Genomic DNA, 16,662 nt, shown 5'->3' with positions numbered 1-16,662 from the left:
ACTAGCAAAGGCGGGATATCAATGCGACCAGCAAAGCCCTCCATCAGGCAAAGAACCCGCTCAGGCAATGCCCGACCCCGCGCCAGACCTCCCACTCCTTCGACCTCCACAAAGGAAGGTGCCACTGGGGCAGGCCATCTGCGAAATTCCGAAGCTCTTTCGCATCGGCCCCTCCGGCCTGTTCGACCTTTTGCGGGCAGTGGCAGAACTGGCACTGGCGCGATACCTGCTGGCCCGGCGTTCGGTCCGCCAGCTTGGCATTCCGGGCAAGGCCCCTACCCTGCTCAATGGCGCCCACAGCTTCGTACCGCTGAGCGCTGAACAGCGAGCCATCGTCGCACGCATTTCCTATGCCATGCAGGTTGCCCCGCCGCGCGTGCCATGGCGGTCGGACTGTCTGGTGCAATGCCTCGCCGCGCGGCGCTGGCTGGGCACGCTGGGCATTCCTGCAAGAGTCAGCATCGGCGTGAAGCGCGAAGCCGGAGGCCCACTGCTGGCCCATGCCTGGCTGGTGGTGGACGATATGGCGGCGAGCGACACCGTGGTCACTGGCGGCGATCTTTCGGGCTTTTCGGAATTTCAGGTTCCGCCCTCCCTATGATCCACCATACTGTCACTTGCCCCGCCCGCAAACCACATCGGACATCATCCTGACCCACGCCCTTCGCATCCTTGCTGCCCAGGTTGACCGCCGCCTGATTGCGTTGCTGGCAGTGCTGTCGCTGGCCTCGGCCACAACCGAAAGTATCGGCCTGGTTCTGCTGGTGCCGATTCTTGGCATCATGAGCGGCGCAGCAACGCTGCCTCCTGCGCTTGCCGGAATCGCCGCGTTTTCCAGCACAGCCGCCCATTTCGATCTGCTGCTGCTGATCTTCGTGTCGCTGGTAACGCTGCGCGCAGTGCTCAACTACTGGCGGGCACTGGTGGCGCTTACCGTGCAGCGCAATTTGGTTGACGGTTTGCGGATGCGGGCGTGGCGCGGCTTGCTGCATTGTGATTGGCGGGTTCTTTCGTCCATGCGACAAAGCGAAAACGCCAGCCTCCTCATCACCACGATCGACCGGGTCGGGATGGGGATCGATCGGGTTATCGGCGGGGCGGTCACCGTGGTCACGCTGCTCGGCGTGGGTGCTGCCTCGCTAGCCATATCCCCCACACTCACCGCAGCGGCCGTAGTCGGCGGAACACTCGTGCTGATCGCCTATCGCCGCTTGCGCCAGCAGGCCCGGTCGCTGGGCGGCGCGCTGGACGATGTCTATGACCGCATCCATGCCGAATTGACCGAAGGCCTCGGCGCGCTGCGCGTCATCAAGAGCTTTGGCGCAGAACGCGCGACAGAACACCGCCTGCGCGATGAACTCGCTACCCTTTACGCCACCGAACGCAGCTTCGTGCGCGGCAACGGGCGCGGTCAGCTTGTCATGCAGATCGCCAGCGCCGGCTTCCTGGCGCTCGCCATCTGGATTTCGGTGCGGTACTGGCATCTGGACATGGTAACCCTGCTACCGATGGTGGCGCTGTTTGCACGTGGCCTGCCGCTGCTGATGGCACTGCAGGGCTGCATGCAGGACTGGGCGCATACCCGTCCCGCCATCGATACCGCGATCAGCCTGATCGAACGCACCGAAGCCGCGCGCGAACCCGACCACGATGCCGATTTGCAGATTGCGCAAGCTGTATCCACCATTGGCCTGCGCGATGTCACCGTTCACTATCCCGGACGCACCCGGCCTGCGCTCAATGCCATCAGCCTCGATCTGCCCGTCTGCACGGTCACTGCGCTCACTGGCCCATCCGGCGCAGGCAAAAGCACACTGGCCGATGTGATCGGTGGACTGCTGACTCCCGATTCAGGCGAGCTGCTGATCGATGGCAACGCGCTTGATTTCGCCATGCGCCGAACATGGCGCTCGCACGTTACGTATGTTCAGCAAATGCCCGTGCTGTTCACCGGCACTGTTCGCGACAACCTTTTGTGGGCGCAACCCCACACTGATGATCGCGCGCTGGAACACGCCCTTGCCGAAGCCTCTGCCGATTTCGTACTCCGCCTGCCCGATGGTCTGCATACGATTGTCGGTGAAAACGGCCATCAGTTTTCGGGTGGTGAACGCCAGCGCCTCATTCTGGCCCGCGCCATGTTGCGCGCGCCAGACCTGCTGATCCTGGATGAAGCTGCCAGCGCGCTCGACAGGGAAAACGATGAAGCCATCGCCCGTGCGGTGCTACGCCTTGGTCAGCGCTGCACTGTTCTGGTCATCGCACATGGCGGTGCCCTGCAGGCTATTGCCAGCCGCGAAGTGCGCATCGTGGACGGGACCATAGCCTGAACCCTTGCGCGCACGTTGACAGCCATCGGGGCCAGACCTAATCATCAGTCCCGCCATGTTAAGGCCGTAAGCGCCGGGCGCACAATTACCGGATCTGATGCTGCCATCATGCAATCTGCCGAACTTCTCATGCGCATCTGCGCCGCTCCCGACAGCGATTTCGGCAGTGTTTTCACCGATTTGACCGAAGCCCGCTGGGGCGAACTGGTTGAACTCGCCACTGACAAACGTGCTGCTCCGCTGCTCGATCGCTCCATTCAGCATGCAAAATCGGCGCATCTGGTGCCCACGGAATGCAGCGCCATGATCGCCGATCAGTTGCGCCTTCATACGATGTCGGCCTTCGGGCACCTGATCGCTCTGACTCAGGCAGTGGAATTCCTCAAAGCCCACGATATCACCCCCATTGCGCTCAAGGGCGCACGCCTCGCCTTTGCCGATTATCCCGAAGGACGGCTGCGCCCATTGCGCGATCTCGATCTGCTGGTGCCGGCTGAGATTGCCGAACACACCCAGCAGTTGATGATCGATTCCGGCGTTTATGAAGTGGCCTCATGGGCGGACCATTACGGCATCGAATTTGGCCACCAGTTGCCCGAACTTCTGGATACCCATCGCGGCATCTCGTTCGAAATCCACCATCGTCTGAATGCCCGTGGATGGCCTCAAGAGCCGCAACTGGTTCAGCGGATGCATGATGAGGCGGAAACCATCACCCTTTCTGGCGTGCCGATCCGCGTTCCGTCCATGCATGCCAATTTCCTGCATCTGGTCGAACATGCCACTTTGCATCACATGTTTGAAAACGGCCCGCTGATCCTGGCCGATCTGCACTTTGCTGCAAAAACCGGAAAGGTTGACTGGCCCGCACTGATTGCCGAGGCGAACGCGCTGGGCCTTGAACGCTCGTTGCAGCTCGTGGCCGCACTGGCGCTGAAATATGGGGCGACTTGGGTGCCGGCGGCACTGGCGGAAACCTGCGGCAATATGGCCGATCACATCGACGTAGCCGAAGAAGCCATACTGCGCGACGAAGATGACGCCGAACATCACAAATTCCTGCGCAATCTCAGCATGCGCAAGGGACGGCAATCTGGCTGGCGGGCCGCCATCCGCGCGGCATTGACCCCAAATCCGCTACGCCTTGCCGGAATGTTGCAGGTGCAGGGCAATAACCCGATACGCTGGCTCGCCTATCCGGCGTGGCTCGTGCAGCGTGGCGCAGCCTATCTTGCCGCGCGCCGGGTAAAAACCATCACCAAAAGCACCATGCGCGAAGTCGCTACGCTAAATTGGCTCAAACAGGGCTGAGCTGGCCCTGCAGACCAAATAGGCCTACCCTGGCAAGCACACATCACGATCATGCGCTTAATACGGCATGACGCGGCTTGCCCGAAGGCAAAGATCACATTGTCTGGAAAAGTGATGGTGCGGTCGAGAAGACTCGAACTTCCACGGGCTTTCGCCCACAACGACCTCAACGTTGCGCGTCTACCAATTCCGCCACGACCGCAAAATCAAACGAGGTGCCAAACCAAAATTTGGCTCCCCGTGGGGGGTAGGAGCGCGCCCCTAGCAAAGGAGTTTGAGGGGCGCAACAACGATCAGAACTTTTTTATCGGAAGAGCCACGTAATCGCGCATCGGCAATGGGCACGATCGGACGCTCAATCAGGAAATCAATCGGGCTTCCAGCCAATTTCCGCGACTTTGGCAGACTGGGGCACATCGGTCACCGCAGCGTTGATCGTCACGCTTTCGCCGGGTGCCAATTCTTCCTTGGGTGGCGGCACTTCCCAGGTTTTCACCACCTTGTCGCGCGAATCGCGCAGTACGATGAGAATTTCAGGGATCACCCGAACGTCTTTGCCCACATTGGTCACAGTTCCGCTCGCCCCGAAATATTCAGTGCCGTTGGGCAACTTTCGGCGATCCTGTTTTTCTGGCGGGAACGACAATTCCAGATCGGGCCGGTCCGCACCAAATGTCTGTCCAGCGCCGGGCAACCATTGCGGCACGCCGAAATACCAAGCCGCCGCACCCAGACCCGCAACCGACAGCGCAAAGGTCACTGCCGCCATGGTCCACAACTTGGCCGGATTGCGGCGTGGACGGAACGGCGGCTGATGGTCGAACGGAGAATGTCCGTCATCGCCGCCCACATCGTCATAAACCTTGCGCGCCACCGGTGGCGGCGGGGCAGAATATCCCGCCGCAGGAACGTCAGGCCGCTCAACCGGATCAGGCGAAGCCACAGGCGCTGCCGTTGCGGGCTGTGACACAGGTGCTGGCTCGGCTTGGGGTTCTGGCCGGGGTTCAGGCTGCGGCTCCGACGGGATAGCAGCCTCAACCAGCGGTTCAGCCCGTTCGGCAAGTTCGGGACCGTTCTGGAACCAGGAATGGCGGCACCGCGCGCAGCGCACGGTCCTGCCTTCCACGCCGATGGCGCTGTCGGGAACGACATAGCGCGTCGAGCAAGCGGGGCAGGCGATAATCATCTTACCGGTTAAGCATGGCCCAGCCTGTCGAAACAATAGCTTCACGCACGAAGAAACGCCTCTGTGGCCTTTTTTCCACATGGATTGCCGCGTATAGCCGTTTAAGCGTAACGATATTGTGCGAAACAACCGGGTACAGTCTCCTTCACATGAGCCAGCAAGACAACGCGGAGATTGTCCATTTCGACAATGTCGGCCTGCGCTACGGCACGGGCAAGGAGGTATTGACCGATGTCAGCTTCACGCTGTTTCCGGGTCAGTTCTACTTCCTGACCGGTGCATCAGGCGCTGGGAAAACCAGCCTTCTCAAACTTTTGTATCTTTCACAGCGTCCCTCGCGCGGGTTGATCCGCATGTTCGGCACCGATGCAATAACCCTGCCGCGCGATCGGCTGCCGGGGTTCCGGCAAAGGCTGGGCGTGGTGTTTCAGGATTTCCGGCTGGTGCAGCACCTGTCCGCGTTCGATAATGTCGCCTTGCCGCTGCGCGTGGCAGGTGTGCCCGAAAAGGACATCATCCGGCCCGTGTCGGACATGCTCGAATGGGTCGGCCTTGGTGATCGCAGCCATGCCCGCCCCGCCACGCTTTCGGGCGGCGAGCAACAGCGCGTCGCCATTGCCCGCGCCGTCATCGGGCGGCCAGACCTGCTGGTGGCGGACGAACCGACCGGCAACGTCGACCCGGAAATGGCGGTAAAACTGCTGCGCTTGTTCGAAGCGCTCAACCGGCTGGGCACCACCGTCGTCGTTGCCACGCATGACATTCATCTGATCCAGAAGATGCCGGAATCGCTGATAATGCGGCTCGACAAGGGCCGCCTGTCCGACCCCACCGGTGCCTTGCGCTATCCTCCGCGCCGCGCCGCGACGACGCCTCCGGCCCCGCGCGGCCTTCTGCGTGGTGAAGCATGAGCGTATTTCCCGCTATAGTCAGCGGATTGCGCGGCGATTGGCGTGATCGCGCCAGCGCGGAAAGCCGTCTGCTGCCGCAAGGCAAACTGTCCGGCCCGATGCCATGGGTCATTGCCATCATGATCGGTCTTACCGTTCTGGCAACGGCCAGCGGCCTTGCCTTGCGCAACACCGCGCGCGCAGCCAGCGCCGATCTTGCAGGTGGCGCCACCGTGCAGATCGTTCACGGCGCCCCGCGTGAGCGCGATCGGCAGGCACAGGCCGCCCTGGCGTCCCTGAAACAGGCTCCCGGCGTGATTTCGGCCCGCCTTGTTCCGCAGGCAGAACTTGATGCGCTGGTCGAACCGTGGCTTGGCACCAATGCAGGCGACGATATCGACGCCCTGCCCGTGCCCGCCCTGATCGACGTCCGTCTGTCCGGTCATACGGGCAAGGCAGAACTGGCCGCGCTGCGTGCCCGCCTCAAAACCCCAGCGCCTGCCGCACGTGTCGATGCACAGGCAAGCTGGCTGGCTCCCGTGTTCGAAGCGATCGGCGCGTTGCAATGGCTGGCTGGCGGCCTGATCGCACTGCTCGCTTTCGCCACCGTCGCTGCTGTACTGCTCGCATCACGCAATGCGCTGGGCAACCATCGTACCACGATCGAAATCGTCCACATGCTGGGCGGCACCGATGCGCAGATCGCGCGCATATTCCAGCGCTCCATGGCCATAGACGCCGCTGCTGGGGGCATCGGCGGACTGTTGCTGGGTACGCTGGCGATATTCCTGATGGGCAACCAGTTCGCCGCGCTCGGCTCCGGCATGATGACATCGACTGGCCTTGTGTGGACCGACTGGCTGGTCATCTGCGCCATTCCGCTCGCTGGCGTGCTGCTGGCGGTACTGACCGCCCGCTATTCCGTGCTCAGCGCACTGCGGCGCATGCTGTGACCCGTCACGGCATCTTCCGGCGCATGCTGTCGCTTTTGCTCATCGCCTGGGCGCTGGGCTTCATCTGGTTCGCCATGTTCCTGCCGCGCCCCGCCAATGAACCGCTGCGCACCGAAGGGCTGATCGTGCTGACCGGCGGCAGCGGCCGCATTCCCCACGCCCTGCGCGTGCTTGAACGCGGCGCGGCCCGGCGGATGCTGGTGTCGGGCGTTGACCGCGAAGTGCGCCCGCGCGAATTTGCTGCTGAATACAAGGTACCGGGCAGGCTGATGGCCTGCTGCATCACGCTGGGCTATGACGCGGTGGATACTCGCACCAACGCGGTCGAATCCGCCCGCTGGATCAAGGAAAACCGGTTGCATTCGGTCAGATTGGTAACCACCGATTGGCACATGCGCCGCGCTGCTTTCGATCTGGCCGAAGAAGCGCCCAGAGGTACGGTGATCTTTGAAGATGCGGTCGCATCGCGGCCCAGCTTTCGCATTCTGTTTCTGGAATACAACAAACTTCTGGCCCGCATGGTGGCATGGATGATCGGCTGGTAATGATACGGCAAGCGCTTTCCACGGTCCGAAATTTGCTTTTCTATCCAGCGTTTTATGGCGGCTCGGTAGTGTTCGTGTGCGTTTCGGTGCTGTTCATGAACGTGTGGCAGGCGGGCTTTCGCAGCGCGGTTCGCGGGTGGAGCGGGTGGCATCGTTTGTGCTGCCGCTGGCTACTTGGCATCCGCGTGGATCTGCAAAATGCCGATCTGCGTCCCGGTGTGCTTTATGCCATTCGCCATGAGGCCTTCTTTGAAGCGATTGATCTGCCTTGGCTTTTCAAAAACCCTGTGGTCTTCGCCAAGGCTGAACTGCTGCGCATTCCCGGCTGGGGCAAAGTCGGCGCGCACTTTGGCCTGATCGGGGTGGAGCGCGAAGCCGGAGCACGCGCACTGCGCACCATGCTGACCGAGGCCCGCCGCCGCATCGCCGAAGGCCGCCCCTTGGTGATCTTCCCCGAAGGGACCCGCATTCCCCATGGGCAGCAACGCGAATTGCAATCGGGATTTGCCGGGATTTACAAACTGCTAGGCTTGCCGGTCATCCCCGTGGCAGTGAACAGCGGCCCGCTTTACCACCGCCGCTGGAAACAAGCAGGCACAGTGCAATACCGCTTTGGTGAAGAAATCCCCCCCGGCCTGCCACGCGACGAGATCGAAGCCCGCGTAAAGGCCGCCATCAACGGCCTGAACCACACCTGACGCGCGTTCAGGCCGTGCCGCTGTGGTCTCCGCGCCCGAAATCGGGACGCGCATCATCCTGCCCCATTTCGATGATGCCCCGGCGAATGGCGCGGGTGCGGGTAAACTGGTCGAACAGCATGGTGCCATCGCCCTTGCGGATGGCCTTTTGCAGCTCGGTCAGATCTTCGGTGAAACACTGCAGCATTTCCAGCACTGCATCGCGGTTGGTCAGAAACACGTCGCGCCACATCGTCGGATCAGATGCCGCGATGCGGGTAAAATCACGGAAACCGCCCGCCGAATATTTGATGACCTCGCTCTGTGTCACCTGTTCCAGGTCTGACGCTGTACCGACAATTGTATAGGCAATCAGGTGCGGCAGGTGGCTGGTGACGGCCAGAACCTTGTCATGATGGTCAGCGTCCATCGTTTCAACCCGCGCGCCCAGCGTCTCCCAGAACGTCACCAGACGCGCCAGCAATGCCGCATCGACATCGGCGGGTGGCGTGATGATGCACCAGCGGTTCCGGAACAGCGTGGCAAAACCTGCATCCGGCCCGCTTCGCTCGGTCCCGGCCACGGGATGCGCGGGAATGACGTGGTGGCCCGGCAATGCTTCAGCCAATGCCCGCGCCACGGTGCCTTTGGATGACCCGACATCGCTGACCAGCGCATCGGGTGAAAGCCCCGGCGCCAGCGCTCGTGCAGCCGCGTCCATCGCCCCTACTGGCACGCACAGGATCACCAGATCAGACCCTTGTGCCGCACTCTCGGACGTGTCGGCAATCCGGTGCGCCAGTCCCAGTTCGCGCGCCTTGGCCCGCACATCGGCATCGGCATCAAAGCCCACTACCGTCACGCCGGGCAAAGATGCCTGCACCGCATGGCCAATCGATCCACCCAGCAGGCCCAGCCCGACGATGGTGACCTGCGCGAAGGGGGTGACCTGTGCGAAAGGAGCCACCCCGCTCACTTCGCAGCCTCGCACATCACGCGGATGGCTTCGGCAATTTCGTCCATCTGCGCTTGCGTGCCGATGGTGATGCGCAACCCCTGCGGCAGGCCCTGCCCCGGCAGCCAGCGAGTAATATAGCCGTAGTCCATCAGCCCCAGATAGACCTGTTCCGCACTCAGCGCGCCTTCAAACAGGATCAGCACGAAATTGGCCTTGCTGGGTAGTGGCCGCACGCCATGGTTGCCCAAAGCCTCCAGCCGCGCGACAAAACGTGTGCGCTGTTCGCTGTTGTGCTGGCGCGATGCCACAACGAAGGCCTGATCGCGCACTGCGGCTAGGCCCGTGGCCTGCCCGGTCAGCGAAATGTTGAACGGCCCGCGAATACGGTTGAGCATATCGACAATCGCCGGATGCCCGGTGCCCCAGCCGATGCGTTCGCCGGCGAGGCCATAGATCTTCGAGAAGGTGTGCGTCACCAGCACATTGTTGGCGCGCGCCGCCAGATCCAGCGCCCCGTCATCATCGGCAAGGTCCAGATATTCGGCATAAGCCCCGTCCAGCACCAGCAGGATATCGCCGCGCAGACCTGCATGCAGCCGCTCGACCTCAGCCTTGGGCAGCCAGCTACCGGTGGGGTTGTTGGGGTTGGCAAGGAACACCACCCGTGTCCGTTCAGTCACGCAGGCGAGCAGCGCGTCGACATCGGTGCCGTAATCGGCATCGGGCGCAATCACCGGCACGGCGCCGCAACGGCGGGCAGCAATATCGTAAACGGAAAAGCCATAGCGCACGTACAGCACTTCATCGCCCGGCCCGGCATAGGCCTGCGCCGCCAGATTGAGCAGTTCGTCAGACCCCGTGCCCATCACGATACGCGCAGGATCAATGTTGTGAACTGCACCAATCGCAACACGCAGTTCGTTGCTGTCAGGGTCGGGATAACGCGCCGGATCACCGGCCACTGCCCGCGCTGCCAACGCAGCCGCGCTTGTGCCCAGTGGATTTTCATTGGCCGATAGCTTGGTCAGAACCTGTCCGTCGGCCCCGGTCGACTTGCCTGGCACATAGGCATGAATTCCCGCAATCCAGTCCTTGGGCGTCGGGCGTGCGGCAGAATCCTGAGCGTTATCCATGGACAGCGCCCTTAGAGCATTTTCAGGCCCGGTGGAAACACCCGAAAAGCCGGAAAGTAGAGCGAAGCCCTAACGCATCAGGCCGCTTCGCTTCGTGCTTTCCAGTCCGTGGCCATGCCGAAGGCCGGCAGGCTCATCTTTCCGTCAGCCTGACCGATCAGATGCGGCCCGTCGCCCCGCATGTTCTGTGGCACACCTGCGGCGACAAGCTGATAGGGCGATACCCGCACCCGCGCGCACATGCCGCCATTGCCATCGGACACCAGCATAGTTTCAAATTCCAGCCCCTGCTGGCTTTTGCGGCTACGACGGACTGTGGCCACGGTAAGCTGTCCGTCGCCCAGATCGAGCACGAAGGTCGTGCCCACCGGCACATCGGTCAACCCTTCGATCAGCGCACCGGATGCGGAAAGATTGCGCAATACTACCGGGTAATAGTGGTTGTCATGCACCACTCCCACACGGCGATACATCGCCTGGCGTTCATGCCTTTGGTGCGCCGGGCCAACCGGTTCGATTTCCCATTGCCCGCCCGCCAGATTGGCGACGAATTCGTCATTCGGGATGGGCTGGCTATAGATATAGCCCTGAACCAGCGTAACTTTAAGCTGCTTCATCAGTTCGAACTGATCAAAGCTTTCAATGCCTTCGGCGGTTGTATCCATGCCCAGCGCCTCGGCCAGGGCAACGATCGCAGCAATGATTGCGCGGTTGCGCGAATCCGCCCCCGTAGCACCGCGCACAAACGACTGGTCGATCTTGATCTTGTCGAACGGCGCGGTCTTCAAATAGGAAAGCGAGGAATATCCCGTCCCGAAGTCATCCAGCGCCAGACGCACGCCCAGCCCCTTGAGTGCGTTGAAGCGTGCGTCCGTGGTGCATCCTTCCTGCAGGAACACCCCTTCGGTGATTTCCAGTTCCAGCCGGTCGGGGTCGATCTGCGTTGAAGCGAGCGCGCTGGCGACAATCGCCGGAAACCCTTCATCGGCAAACTGCACCGCCGACACATTCACCGCCACGCGCAAATTGCCAGGCCAGTGCGCCGCATCGGCACAAGCCTGCCGTAAGACCCATTCACCGATAACCTTGATAAGCTTGGATTCCTCGGCAATCGGGATGAACCGGGCCGGACTTATCATGCCATGCTCAGGATGGTTCCAACGCACCAGCGCCTCCACTCCGGTCACGATGTTGCTCGTCGCGCGGACGACCGGTTGATAATGAACCTCCAGTTCGCCCTTTTCCAGCGCGTCGTGCAGATCTTCTTCCAACAGGCGGCGGTCTTCTGCGGCCTTGAGCAGATCGGGGCAGAAAAAGCGGAAACGCCCGCGTCCGCTGCCCTTGGCGGCATAAAGCGCAAGGTCGGCATTGCGCAGCAGTTCATCCTTGCCATCGCCGTCATAGGGCGAAATCGCCACCCCTACCGAAGCACCGATGATGCAGCGATTGCCGTCGATGGAATAGGGCTGCGAAATCGAGGATATCAGCGACGTGGCGATATCGCCCAACACGCCCCGGTCATCCTGATCGGGCAGGATAATCTGGAATTCGTCCCCGCCCAACCGGCTGACTCGCTCCTTGTCACCCACTACCCGCACCATGCGGTCTGCCACCTGCTGCAACAGGGCATCGCCTGCGGCATGGCCCATCGTGTCATTGACCTGCTTGAATCGGTCAAGGTCGATCAACATCGTCGCACATGATCGCTGCTGCGGCGCAAACGCTGTCAGCGTCTTGTCCAGCAACTGCGACATATGGCGACGGTTGAGCAGCCCGGTCAGAGGATCGTGCAGCGCCTGATGGGAGTTTTCCTCTGCCGAAAGGCGTTCAGTCGTAATGTCGACGCAATGGCCCAGAAACCCGACGAACTCGCCGCCAACCTGCCTTGGCTCACCTGAAACCGACCACCAGCGCACTTCGCCAGCACGTTCGGACCGCACCGTGACCCGTTCAAAACGCCCCTTGCGCGCCATCACGAAAGGCAGGGTGCGCTCACTTTCACCCTCAGGACGCAGAAACAGGTCCAGCAATCGACGACCTGCAAGACCTTCCGAAACGCCGAGCGCAGCAGAGGCAGCGCTGGAAAGGTAGGTCAGGCAACCTTCGCTGTCCGTTTTCCAGAAGCTGCCCAGCCCTAGCGATTCATAGGCCCGGACCAATGCGGCTGCATCGCCCATGCCCGATGGCACATCCACCTTTGCCGCCGCTGAAACAGCTTGGCCAAATAGGGCACGTCCCTTTGCGAACACTGCTGCGCACTCCCGCAATCACTTCACGATATGCGGTAGTACTTAAGTATAGTTCACGGATGATTAACGATGTTTTCCATGTGCTGCGCCACAGGCCAAGGCAGTTTCGCCCTGTGTGACGCTGCAATCGCAAACAAAAAAAGGGCCGGAAGCGGGCTAGCGCTTCCGGCCTTAAGTCTGTTCGCAGGAGGAACATGGTTTGGCGGAGTGAGGGATGAGAGGGAGAGGATCTGGTTCCCCCACTCCGCCAATTCGGTAAATTACATGTTGTAGGCGCGTTCGCCGTGTTCGGAGATGTCGAGGCCTTCGCGCTCTGCTTCTTCGCTGGGACGCAGACCGATGGTCTTGTCGACGATGAAGAAGAGGATTGCCGAGCCGACGCCAGAGAACACGAGAGTGAACAGGACCGCCTTGATCTGCGTCATCACCTGGGTGCCGATGCTGTAGCTGTCAGCGTCGAAGCCTGCGGGGAAGACGGTGTAGTCGAACACGCCCTGGCCACCAAGCGAGGGAGCCGCAACGATGCCGGTGGCGATGGCGCCAACGATACCGCCGATGCCGTGCACGCCGAACACGTCGAGCGTGTCGTCATACTTCAGCTTGTTCTTCACCGTGCTGACGAAGATGTAGCAGATGGGCGAAACGAGGAGGCCGAGAACGATCGAGGTCATCGGAGCGCCAAGGCCAGAAGCCGGGGTGATCGCGACAAGGCCGGCGACGGCACCCGTTGCAGCGCCCAGCATCGAAGGCTTGCCGTGGTGGATCTGCTCGACAATCGCCCAGGAAACGGCGGCGGCGGCAGTGGCAACGAAAGTGTTGATGAAGGCAAGTGCGGTCACGCCATTGGCTTCAAGGTTGGAACCGGCGTTGAAGCCGAACCAGCCCACCCACAGCAGCGAAGCGCCGATCATGGTCATGGTCAGCGAGTGCGGCGGGGTAGCTTCCTTGCCGAAGCCGACGCGCTTGCCGATCATGATGCAGCCCACGAGGCCTGCGATACCGGCGTTGATGTGAACGACCGTGCCGCCAGCGAAATCGAGTGCACCCATCGCCCACAGGAAACCAGCGTCAGTCGGAGCGTCAGGCAGGAAATCCGGACCAGCCCAGTACCAGACCATGTGCGCCATCGGGAAGTAGATCGCGGTCAGCCACAGAACGGTGAAGACCATCAGCGCCGAGAACTTCACGCGCTCTGCAAAGGCACCGACGATCAGCGCCGGGGTGATGCAGGCAAAGGTCATCTGGAAGATGACGAACGCGTATTCAGGGATGTAGACGTTGTTCGAGAAGGTTGCCGCATAAGTCGTTGCGTCAACGCCCATCAAAAACATCTTCGAGAAGCCACCGACGAACGGGCTGCCGCTGGTGAAGGCCATCGAATAGCCCCAGCTTACCCAGACAAGCGCTGCGACCGAAACGATCATGAAGACCTGCATCAGCACCGAGAGCATGTTCTTGGTGCGGACAAGACCGCCATAGAAAAGTGCGAGCGCCGGAACGCTCATCATCAGGACGAGGGCTGACGAAATCAGCATCCAGGTCGTGTCGCCCTTGTTGACCATGCCGGCCATCTGTTCAACCGATGGTGCCTTGATCGGCCCATCCTGTGCAAAAGCGGCCGTAGCGGCAAAGAGCGAAGCGCCCGTTCCCACCAAGCCACCGATCATCTTACGGATCATGTTGGTTCCCCTAAGGTCGGAAATGGAAGGCGCGCTCAAAGCGCGGTATCCCCGGTTTCACCGGTGCGGATACGGGTCGCCGATGCGAGGTCGAGCACGAAGACCTTGCCGTCGCCAATCGCTTCGGTGCTGGCGGCCTGCTGGATCGTTTCCACGATCTGCGGCGCAAGATCGTCGCTGGCAGCGATTTCGATCTTCACCTTGGGAAGCATATTGGTGGAGTATTCAGCGCCGCGGTAGATTTCGGTCTGGCCCTTCTGCCGACCAAAGCCCTTCACCTCCGACACCGTCATCCCAGCAACGCCCAGACCCGACAGTGCTTCACGCACTTCATCGAGCTTGAACGGCTTGATGATGGCGATGATGAATTTCATTCATGCCCCCTTTTCATGGCCCTTCGTGCCGAGCGACCTGCCGGCACAAATGATTAAGCAAGGGGCGTGCCAAATCCGCAAAGCTACGAATTCAGCGATTCACGGGAACAAAAATGCCCGCCGGGCGGTTAAACGCGCTCGAATCTTGGGCAGCAATCGGGCTATGCCTAATTTTTAGGCAGGGATGCCTGCTTCGTTTGCAGGCAGGCGCAGCGTTGCCCACACTGGTAAGTGGTCCGACCCGACGGCCGCCAGCGGGCTGTGATGCACACCCAGCCCGTCAATCTCCAAGCCGGCGCTGATAACGATCCGGTCAAGCTGTGCCACCGGGCGGCGTGAAGGAAAGCTGCGCCCCGGTGCCAGCACCCGCAACGGTGCGGGAAATGCGCCCAGCGCGCCGCCAGTATTGGACCATTCGTTCAGATCACCCATCATCACCACATGGGCAGGATCGGGATAGCTATCCACATGGCCACACACGGCTTCCACCTGATGGCGCCGCCGCAGTCCGGAAAGATCAAGGTGCATGCCCAGCACCCGCACCACCTGCCCGCCGATGGATAGACTGGCGCATACTGCGCCGCGCGGCTCGATGGTCGGCAGCGGCACCGCGCAGGCATCGACCACCTCGATTCCGCGCCGCACCAGCAGGGCATTGCCATGCCAGCCCATGCTGGCGGCCGTGCGCGCACGATCGTAATGCCTTGGCTCGATCACCTGCCATGGGCTGTGATCGTCCAGCGTCGCGCGCGGAATCACCGCTTCGCGCAGGCCAAACCGCCGGTCGGCCTCTTGAAGGGCAATCACATCGGCGTCGATCTCGCGCAGGATCGACACGATACGGTCAGGATCACGGCGTCGGTCCAGCCCCACGCCCTTGTGAATGTTATAGCTGGCGACTTTAAGCTTCACGCCGGAATCAGTTGCCGCCGATGTAGCGGTCAGTCGGTCGAACCGGCAGGCCGTCAATGCTGCGGGTGCGACCCGCCACTTTGGCTTCCCACGCAACCGGGTCGGCCTGCGCGTGGTATTTCACCAATGTCTGGCGTTCATGGTCCACCGCCATCACTGGCACACCCCAGCCGCAACTGGTCTGCACGCTGTCCACCGCAATGTCGAATATCTGGCGGGTGCCCGGCAGGATGTCGAAATGCGCGGCCAGTTCATTCCATGCCGCATCAGCAGGCAGCACCGGTTTGCCATGGCCATACAATCGCAGGATCAGCGCAGGCTGATGAAAATTGCACATCATCACCGTGATGCGCCCATCGACCAGCAGGTGCGCGTGGGTTTCATTCCCGGAACCGCCAAGGTCCAGATAGGCAACGCGGTTTGGCCCCAGGACGCGAAAGCTGTCATACCCCTTGGGCGAAAGGTTGATCCGCCCTTCAGCCGCCGCTGTGGCAATGAAATAAACCGACTGCCGCCCGATCATGGCTTCATGTTCTGGCGTAATGCGGTCGGTAAACTCTGCCATCAGAGAAAACCCTTCAGCGTGGCGATGAACTTGTCAAACTGGTCATGGTGCAACCAGTGCCCGGCATTTTCGAATTCGACCACTTCGGCGCTGCGAAAATGCTCGCCCATTCCGTTCCTGTCAGGGTTTCCAGCCCAGGAATCTGCGCCGTTCAGCAATAGCGTCGGGCACGTAATCGCCCGCCACAGCTCGTTCCGCTGGTCTATGCTGATGTCATAGGGCGCACCATCGACATTCAGATGTGGGTCAAACTTCCAGCTGAACGTGCCATCTTCGTTGCGGTTAATTCCGTGAATCGTCAGATGCCGCGCCTGTGTGTCGGTCAGGTAGGGGTTTTCCCCCTTCATGCGCGCATAGGCGTCTTCCAGCGACGGGTAACGGCGCGGCAGACGCCCCGCAGCCTTGCGCTTTTCGCCAATGAATTCGCGCACCCGGCGGGCGAACGGCACGTCCTTCAGCAAAGCTTCGCGCTCAGGCGTCGGGAACAGACCTTCGATCGCCACGATCTTGCGCACATTTTCAGGAAATAGCCCTGCATAACGCAGGCTGGTGTTGGCCCCCCACGAATGCGAAACGATGGTTACCGGTGCAAGATCAAGCTGGTGGATCAACTGGGCCACGTCATAGACAAGGTCCATCGTCCGGTAATTGCCGTCCTGCGTCCACTGGCTATCGCCGTGGCCGCGATGGTCCATGGCAATGATGTGCCAGTCTTCGCGCAGCGCCTCGGCCGTCCAGTCCCATGACCGGCAATGGTCGCGCCCGCCATGCACCAGCAGAAGCGGGGGCTTGTCAGTATTGCCCCAGTCCACATAGTGGAGCCGCAAGCGCTGCGAGATGAACGTGTTCGATGTGGGGCCAAGAAGCTGCATGGCACGCTAACTGCGCCCGATGCTGTCC

General features: G+C 61.4%; 16 protein-coding genes and 1 tRNA gene. 7 read left to right on the top strand and 10 right to left on the bottom strand.

What is annotated here, in order from left to right; genetic code table 11:
- Positions 1-118: 118 nt before the first annotated feature.
- The 3 genes from OVA07_RS07830 (at position 119) to OVA07_RS07820 (ending at position 3,641) form a co-directional block, all read left to right on the top strand.
- On the top strand, positions 119-601 hold the full coding sequence (locus OVA07_RS07830) for a lasso peptide biosynthesis B2 protein (protein ID WP_268170893.1): 483 nt from the start codon (positions 119-121) through the stop codon (positions 599-601).
- 16 nt (positions 602-617) lie between these two features.
- Entirely contained in the window at positions 618-2,330 is a 1,713-nt protein-coding gene (locus OVA07_RS07825) for an ABC transporter ATP-binding protein (protein WP_268170892.1), read from the top strand.
- A 108-nt stretch (positions 2,331-2,438) separates the two neighbouring features.
- Positions 2,439-3,641, top strand: a complete 1,203-nt coding sequence (locus OVA07_RS07820) for a nucleotidyltransferase family protein (RefSeq protein ID WP_268170891.1) — start codon at positions 2,439-2,441, stop codon at positions 3,639-3,641.
- 115 nt (positions 3,642-3,756) lie between these two features.
- Here OVA07_RS07820 and OVA07_RS07815 read toward each other — a convergent pair.
- Together OVA07_RS07815 and OVA07_RS07810 are read right to left on the bottom strand one after the other, a co-directional pair.
- Positions 3,757-3,843, bottom strand: a tRNA-Leu gene (locus OVA07_RS07815).
- 165 nt (positions 3,844-4,008) lie between these two features.
- Positions 4,009-4,827 (bottom strand): MJ0042-type zinc finger domain-containing protein, encoded by an 819-nt coding sequence (locus OVA07_RS07810; protein ID WP_268170890.1) that lies wholly within the window; start codon positions 4,825-4,827, stop codon positions 4,009-4,011.
- Between the two features lie 149 nt (positions 4,828-4,976).
- On the opposite strand from OVA07_RS07810, the gene ftsE reads away from it, so the two are divergent.
- Genes ftsE through OVA07_RS07790 form a run of 4 tightly spaced genes read left to right on the top strand, consistent with a single transcriptional unit; the run spans position 4,977 to position 7,913 of the window.
- On the top strand, positions 4,977-5,738 hold the full coding sequence (ftsE, locus tag OVA07_RS07805) for a cell division ATP-binding protein FtsE (RefSeq protein ID WP_268170889.1): 762 nt from the start codon (positions 4,977-4,979) through the stop codon (positions 5,736-5,738).
- Positions 5,735-6,670, top strand: a complete 936-nt coding sequence (locus OVA07_RS07800) for a cell division protein FtsX (protein WP_268170888.1) — start codon at positions 5,735-5,737, stop codon at positions 6,668-6,670. Before ftsE ends, OVA07_RS07800 begins: the two co-directional genes overlap by 4 nt.
- A 23-nt stretch (positions 6,671-6,693) precedes the next feature.
- Positions 6,694-7,215: a YdcF family protein gene (locus OVA07_RS07795; protein WP_442789667.1), complete on the top strand. Its 522-nt coding sequence runs from the start codon at positions 6,694-6,696 to the stop codon at positions 7,213-7,215.
- Positions 7,215-7,913, top strand: coding sequence for a lysophospholipid acyltransferase family protein (locus OVA07_RS07790; RefSeq protein WP_268172649.1), 699 nt, complete (start codon positions 7,215-7,217; stop codon positions 7,911-7,913). The genes OVA07_RS07795 and OVA07_RS07790 overlap by 1 nt, the downstream gene beginning before the upstream one ends.
- A gap of 7 nt (positions 7,914-7,920) precedes the next feature.
- On the opposite strand, the gene OVA07_RS07785 is transcribed toward OVA07_RS07790, so the two are convergent.
- From OVA07_RS07785 to OVA07_RS07750, 8 genes are all read right to left on the bottom strand, one after another.
- Positions 7,921-8,859, bottom strand: coding sequence for a prephenate/arogenate dehydrogenase family protein (locus tag OVA07_RS07785; RefSeq protein ID WP_268170887.1), 939 nt, complete (start codon positions 8,857-8,859; stop codon positions 7,921-7,923).
- A 5-nt stretch (positions 8,860-8,864) separates the two neighbouring features.
- Positions 8,865-9,983: a pyridoxal phosphate-dependent aminotransferase gene (locus OVA07_RS07780; RefSeq protein ID WP_268170886.1), complete on the bottom strand. Its 1,119-nt coding sequence runs from the start codon at positions 9,981-9,983 to the stop codon at positions 8,865-8,867.
- A 77-nt stretch (positions 9,984-10,060) separates the two neighbouring features.
- Positions 10,061-12,232, bottom strand: a complete 2,172-nt coding sequence (locus OVA07_RS07775; protein ID WP_268170885.1) for an EAL domain-containing protein — start codon at positions 12,230-12,232, stop codon at positions 10,061-10,063.
- A gap of 260 nt (positions 12,233-12,492) precedes the next feature.
- Positions 12,493-13,911 carry an ammonium transporter gene (locus tag OVA07_RS07770; protein WP_268170884.1) on the bottom strand — a complete coding sequence of 473 codons (1,419 nt, stop codon included), beginning with the start codon at positions 13,909-13,911 and terminating at the stop codon, positions 12,493-12,495.
- A 35-nt stretch (positions 13,912-13,946) separates the two neighbouring features.
- Entirely contained in the window at positions 13,947-14,285 is a 339-nt protein-coding gene (locus OVA07_RS07765) for a P-II family nitrogen regulator (RefSeq protein WP_011444354.1), read from the bottom strand.
- A gap of 174 nt (positions 14,286-14,459) precedes the next feature.
- Complete coding sequence (locus OVA07_RS07760; RefSeq protein WP_268170883.1) at positions 14,460-15,197, bottom strand: endonuclease/exonuclease/phosphatase family protein; 738 nt, start codon at positions 15,195-15,197, stop codon at positions 14,460-14,462.
- Between the two features lie 7 nt (positions 15,198-15,204).
- Positions 15,205-15,762 (bottom strand): pyridoxamine 5'-phosphate oxidase family protein, encoded by a 558-nt coding sequence (locus OVA07_RS07755; protein ID WP_268170882.1) that lies wholly within the window; start codon positions 15,760-15,762, stop codon positions 15,205-15,207.
- On the bottom strand, positions 15,762-16,634 hold the full coding sequence (locus OVA07_RS07750) for an alpha/beta fold hydrolase (protein ID WP_268170881.1): 873 nt from the start codon (positions 16,632-16,634) through the stop codon (positions 15,762-15,764). The genes OVA07_RS07755 and OVA07_RS07750 overlap by 1 nt, the downstream gene beginning before the upstream one ends.
- Positions 16,635-16,662 lie beyond the last annotated feature (28 nt).

The organism is Novosphingobium sp. SL115, assembly GCF_026672515.1.
Lineage (GTDB): Bacteria > Pseudomonadota > Alphaproteobacteria > Sphingomonadales > Sphingomonadaceae > Novosphingobium.
This window is presented reverse-complemented; position numbering and strand designations above follow the sequence as displayed.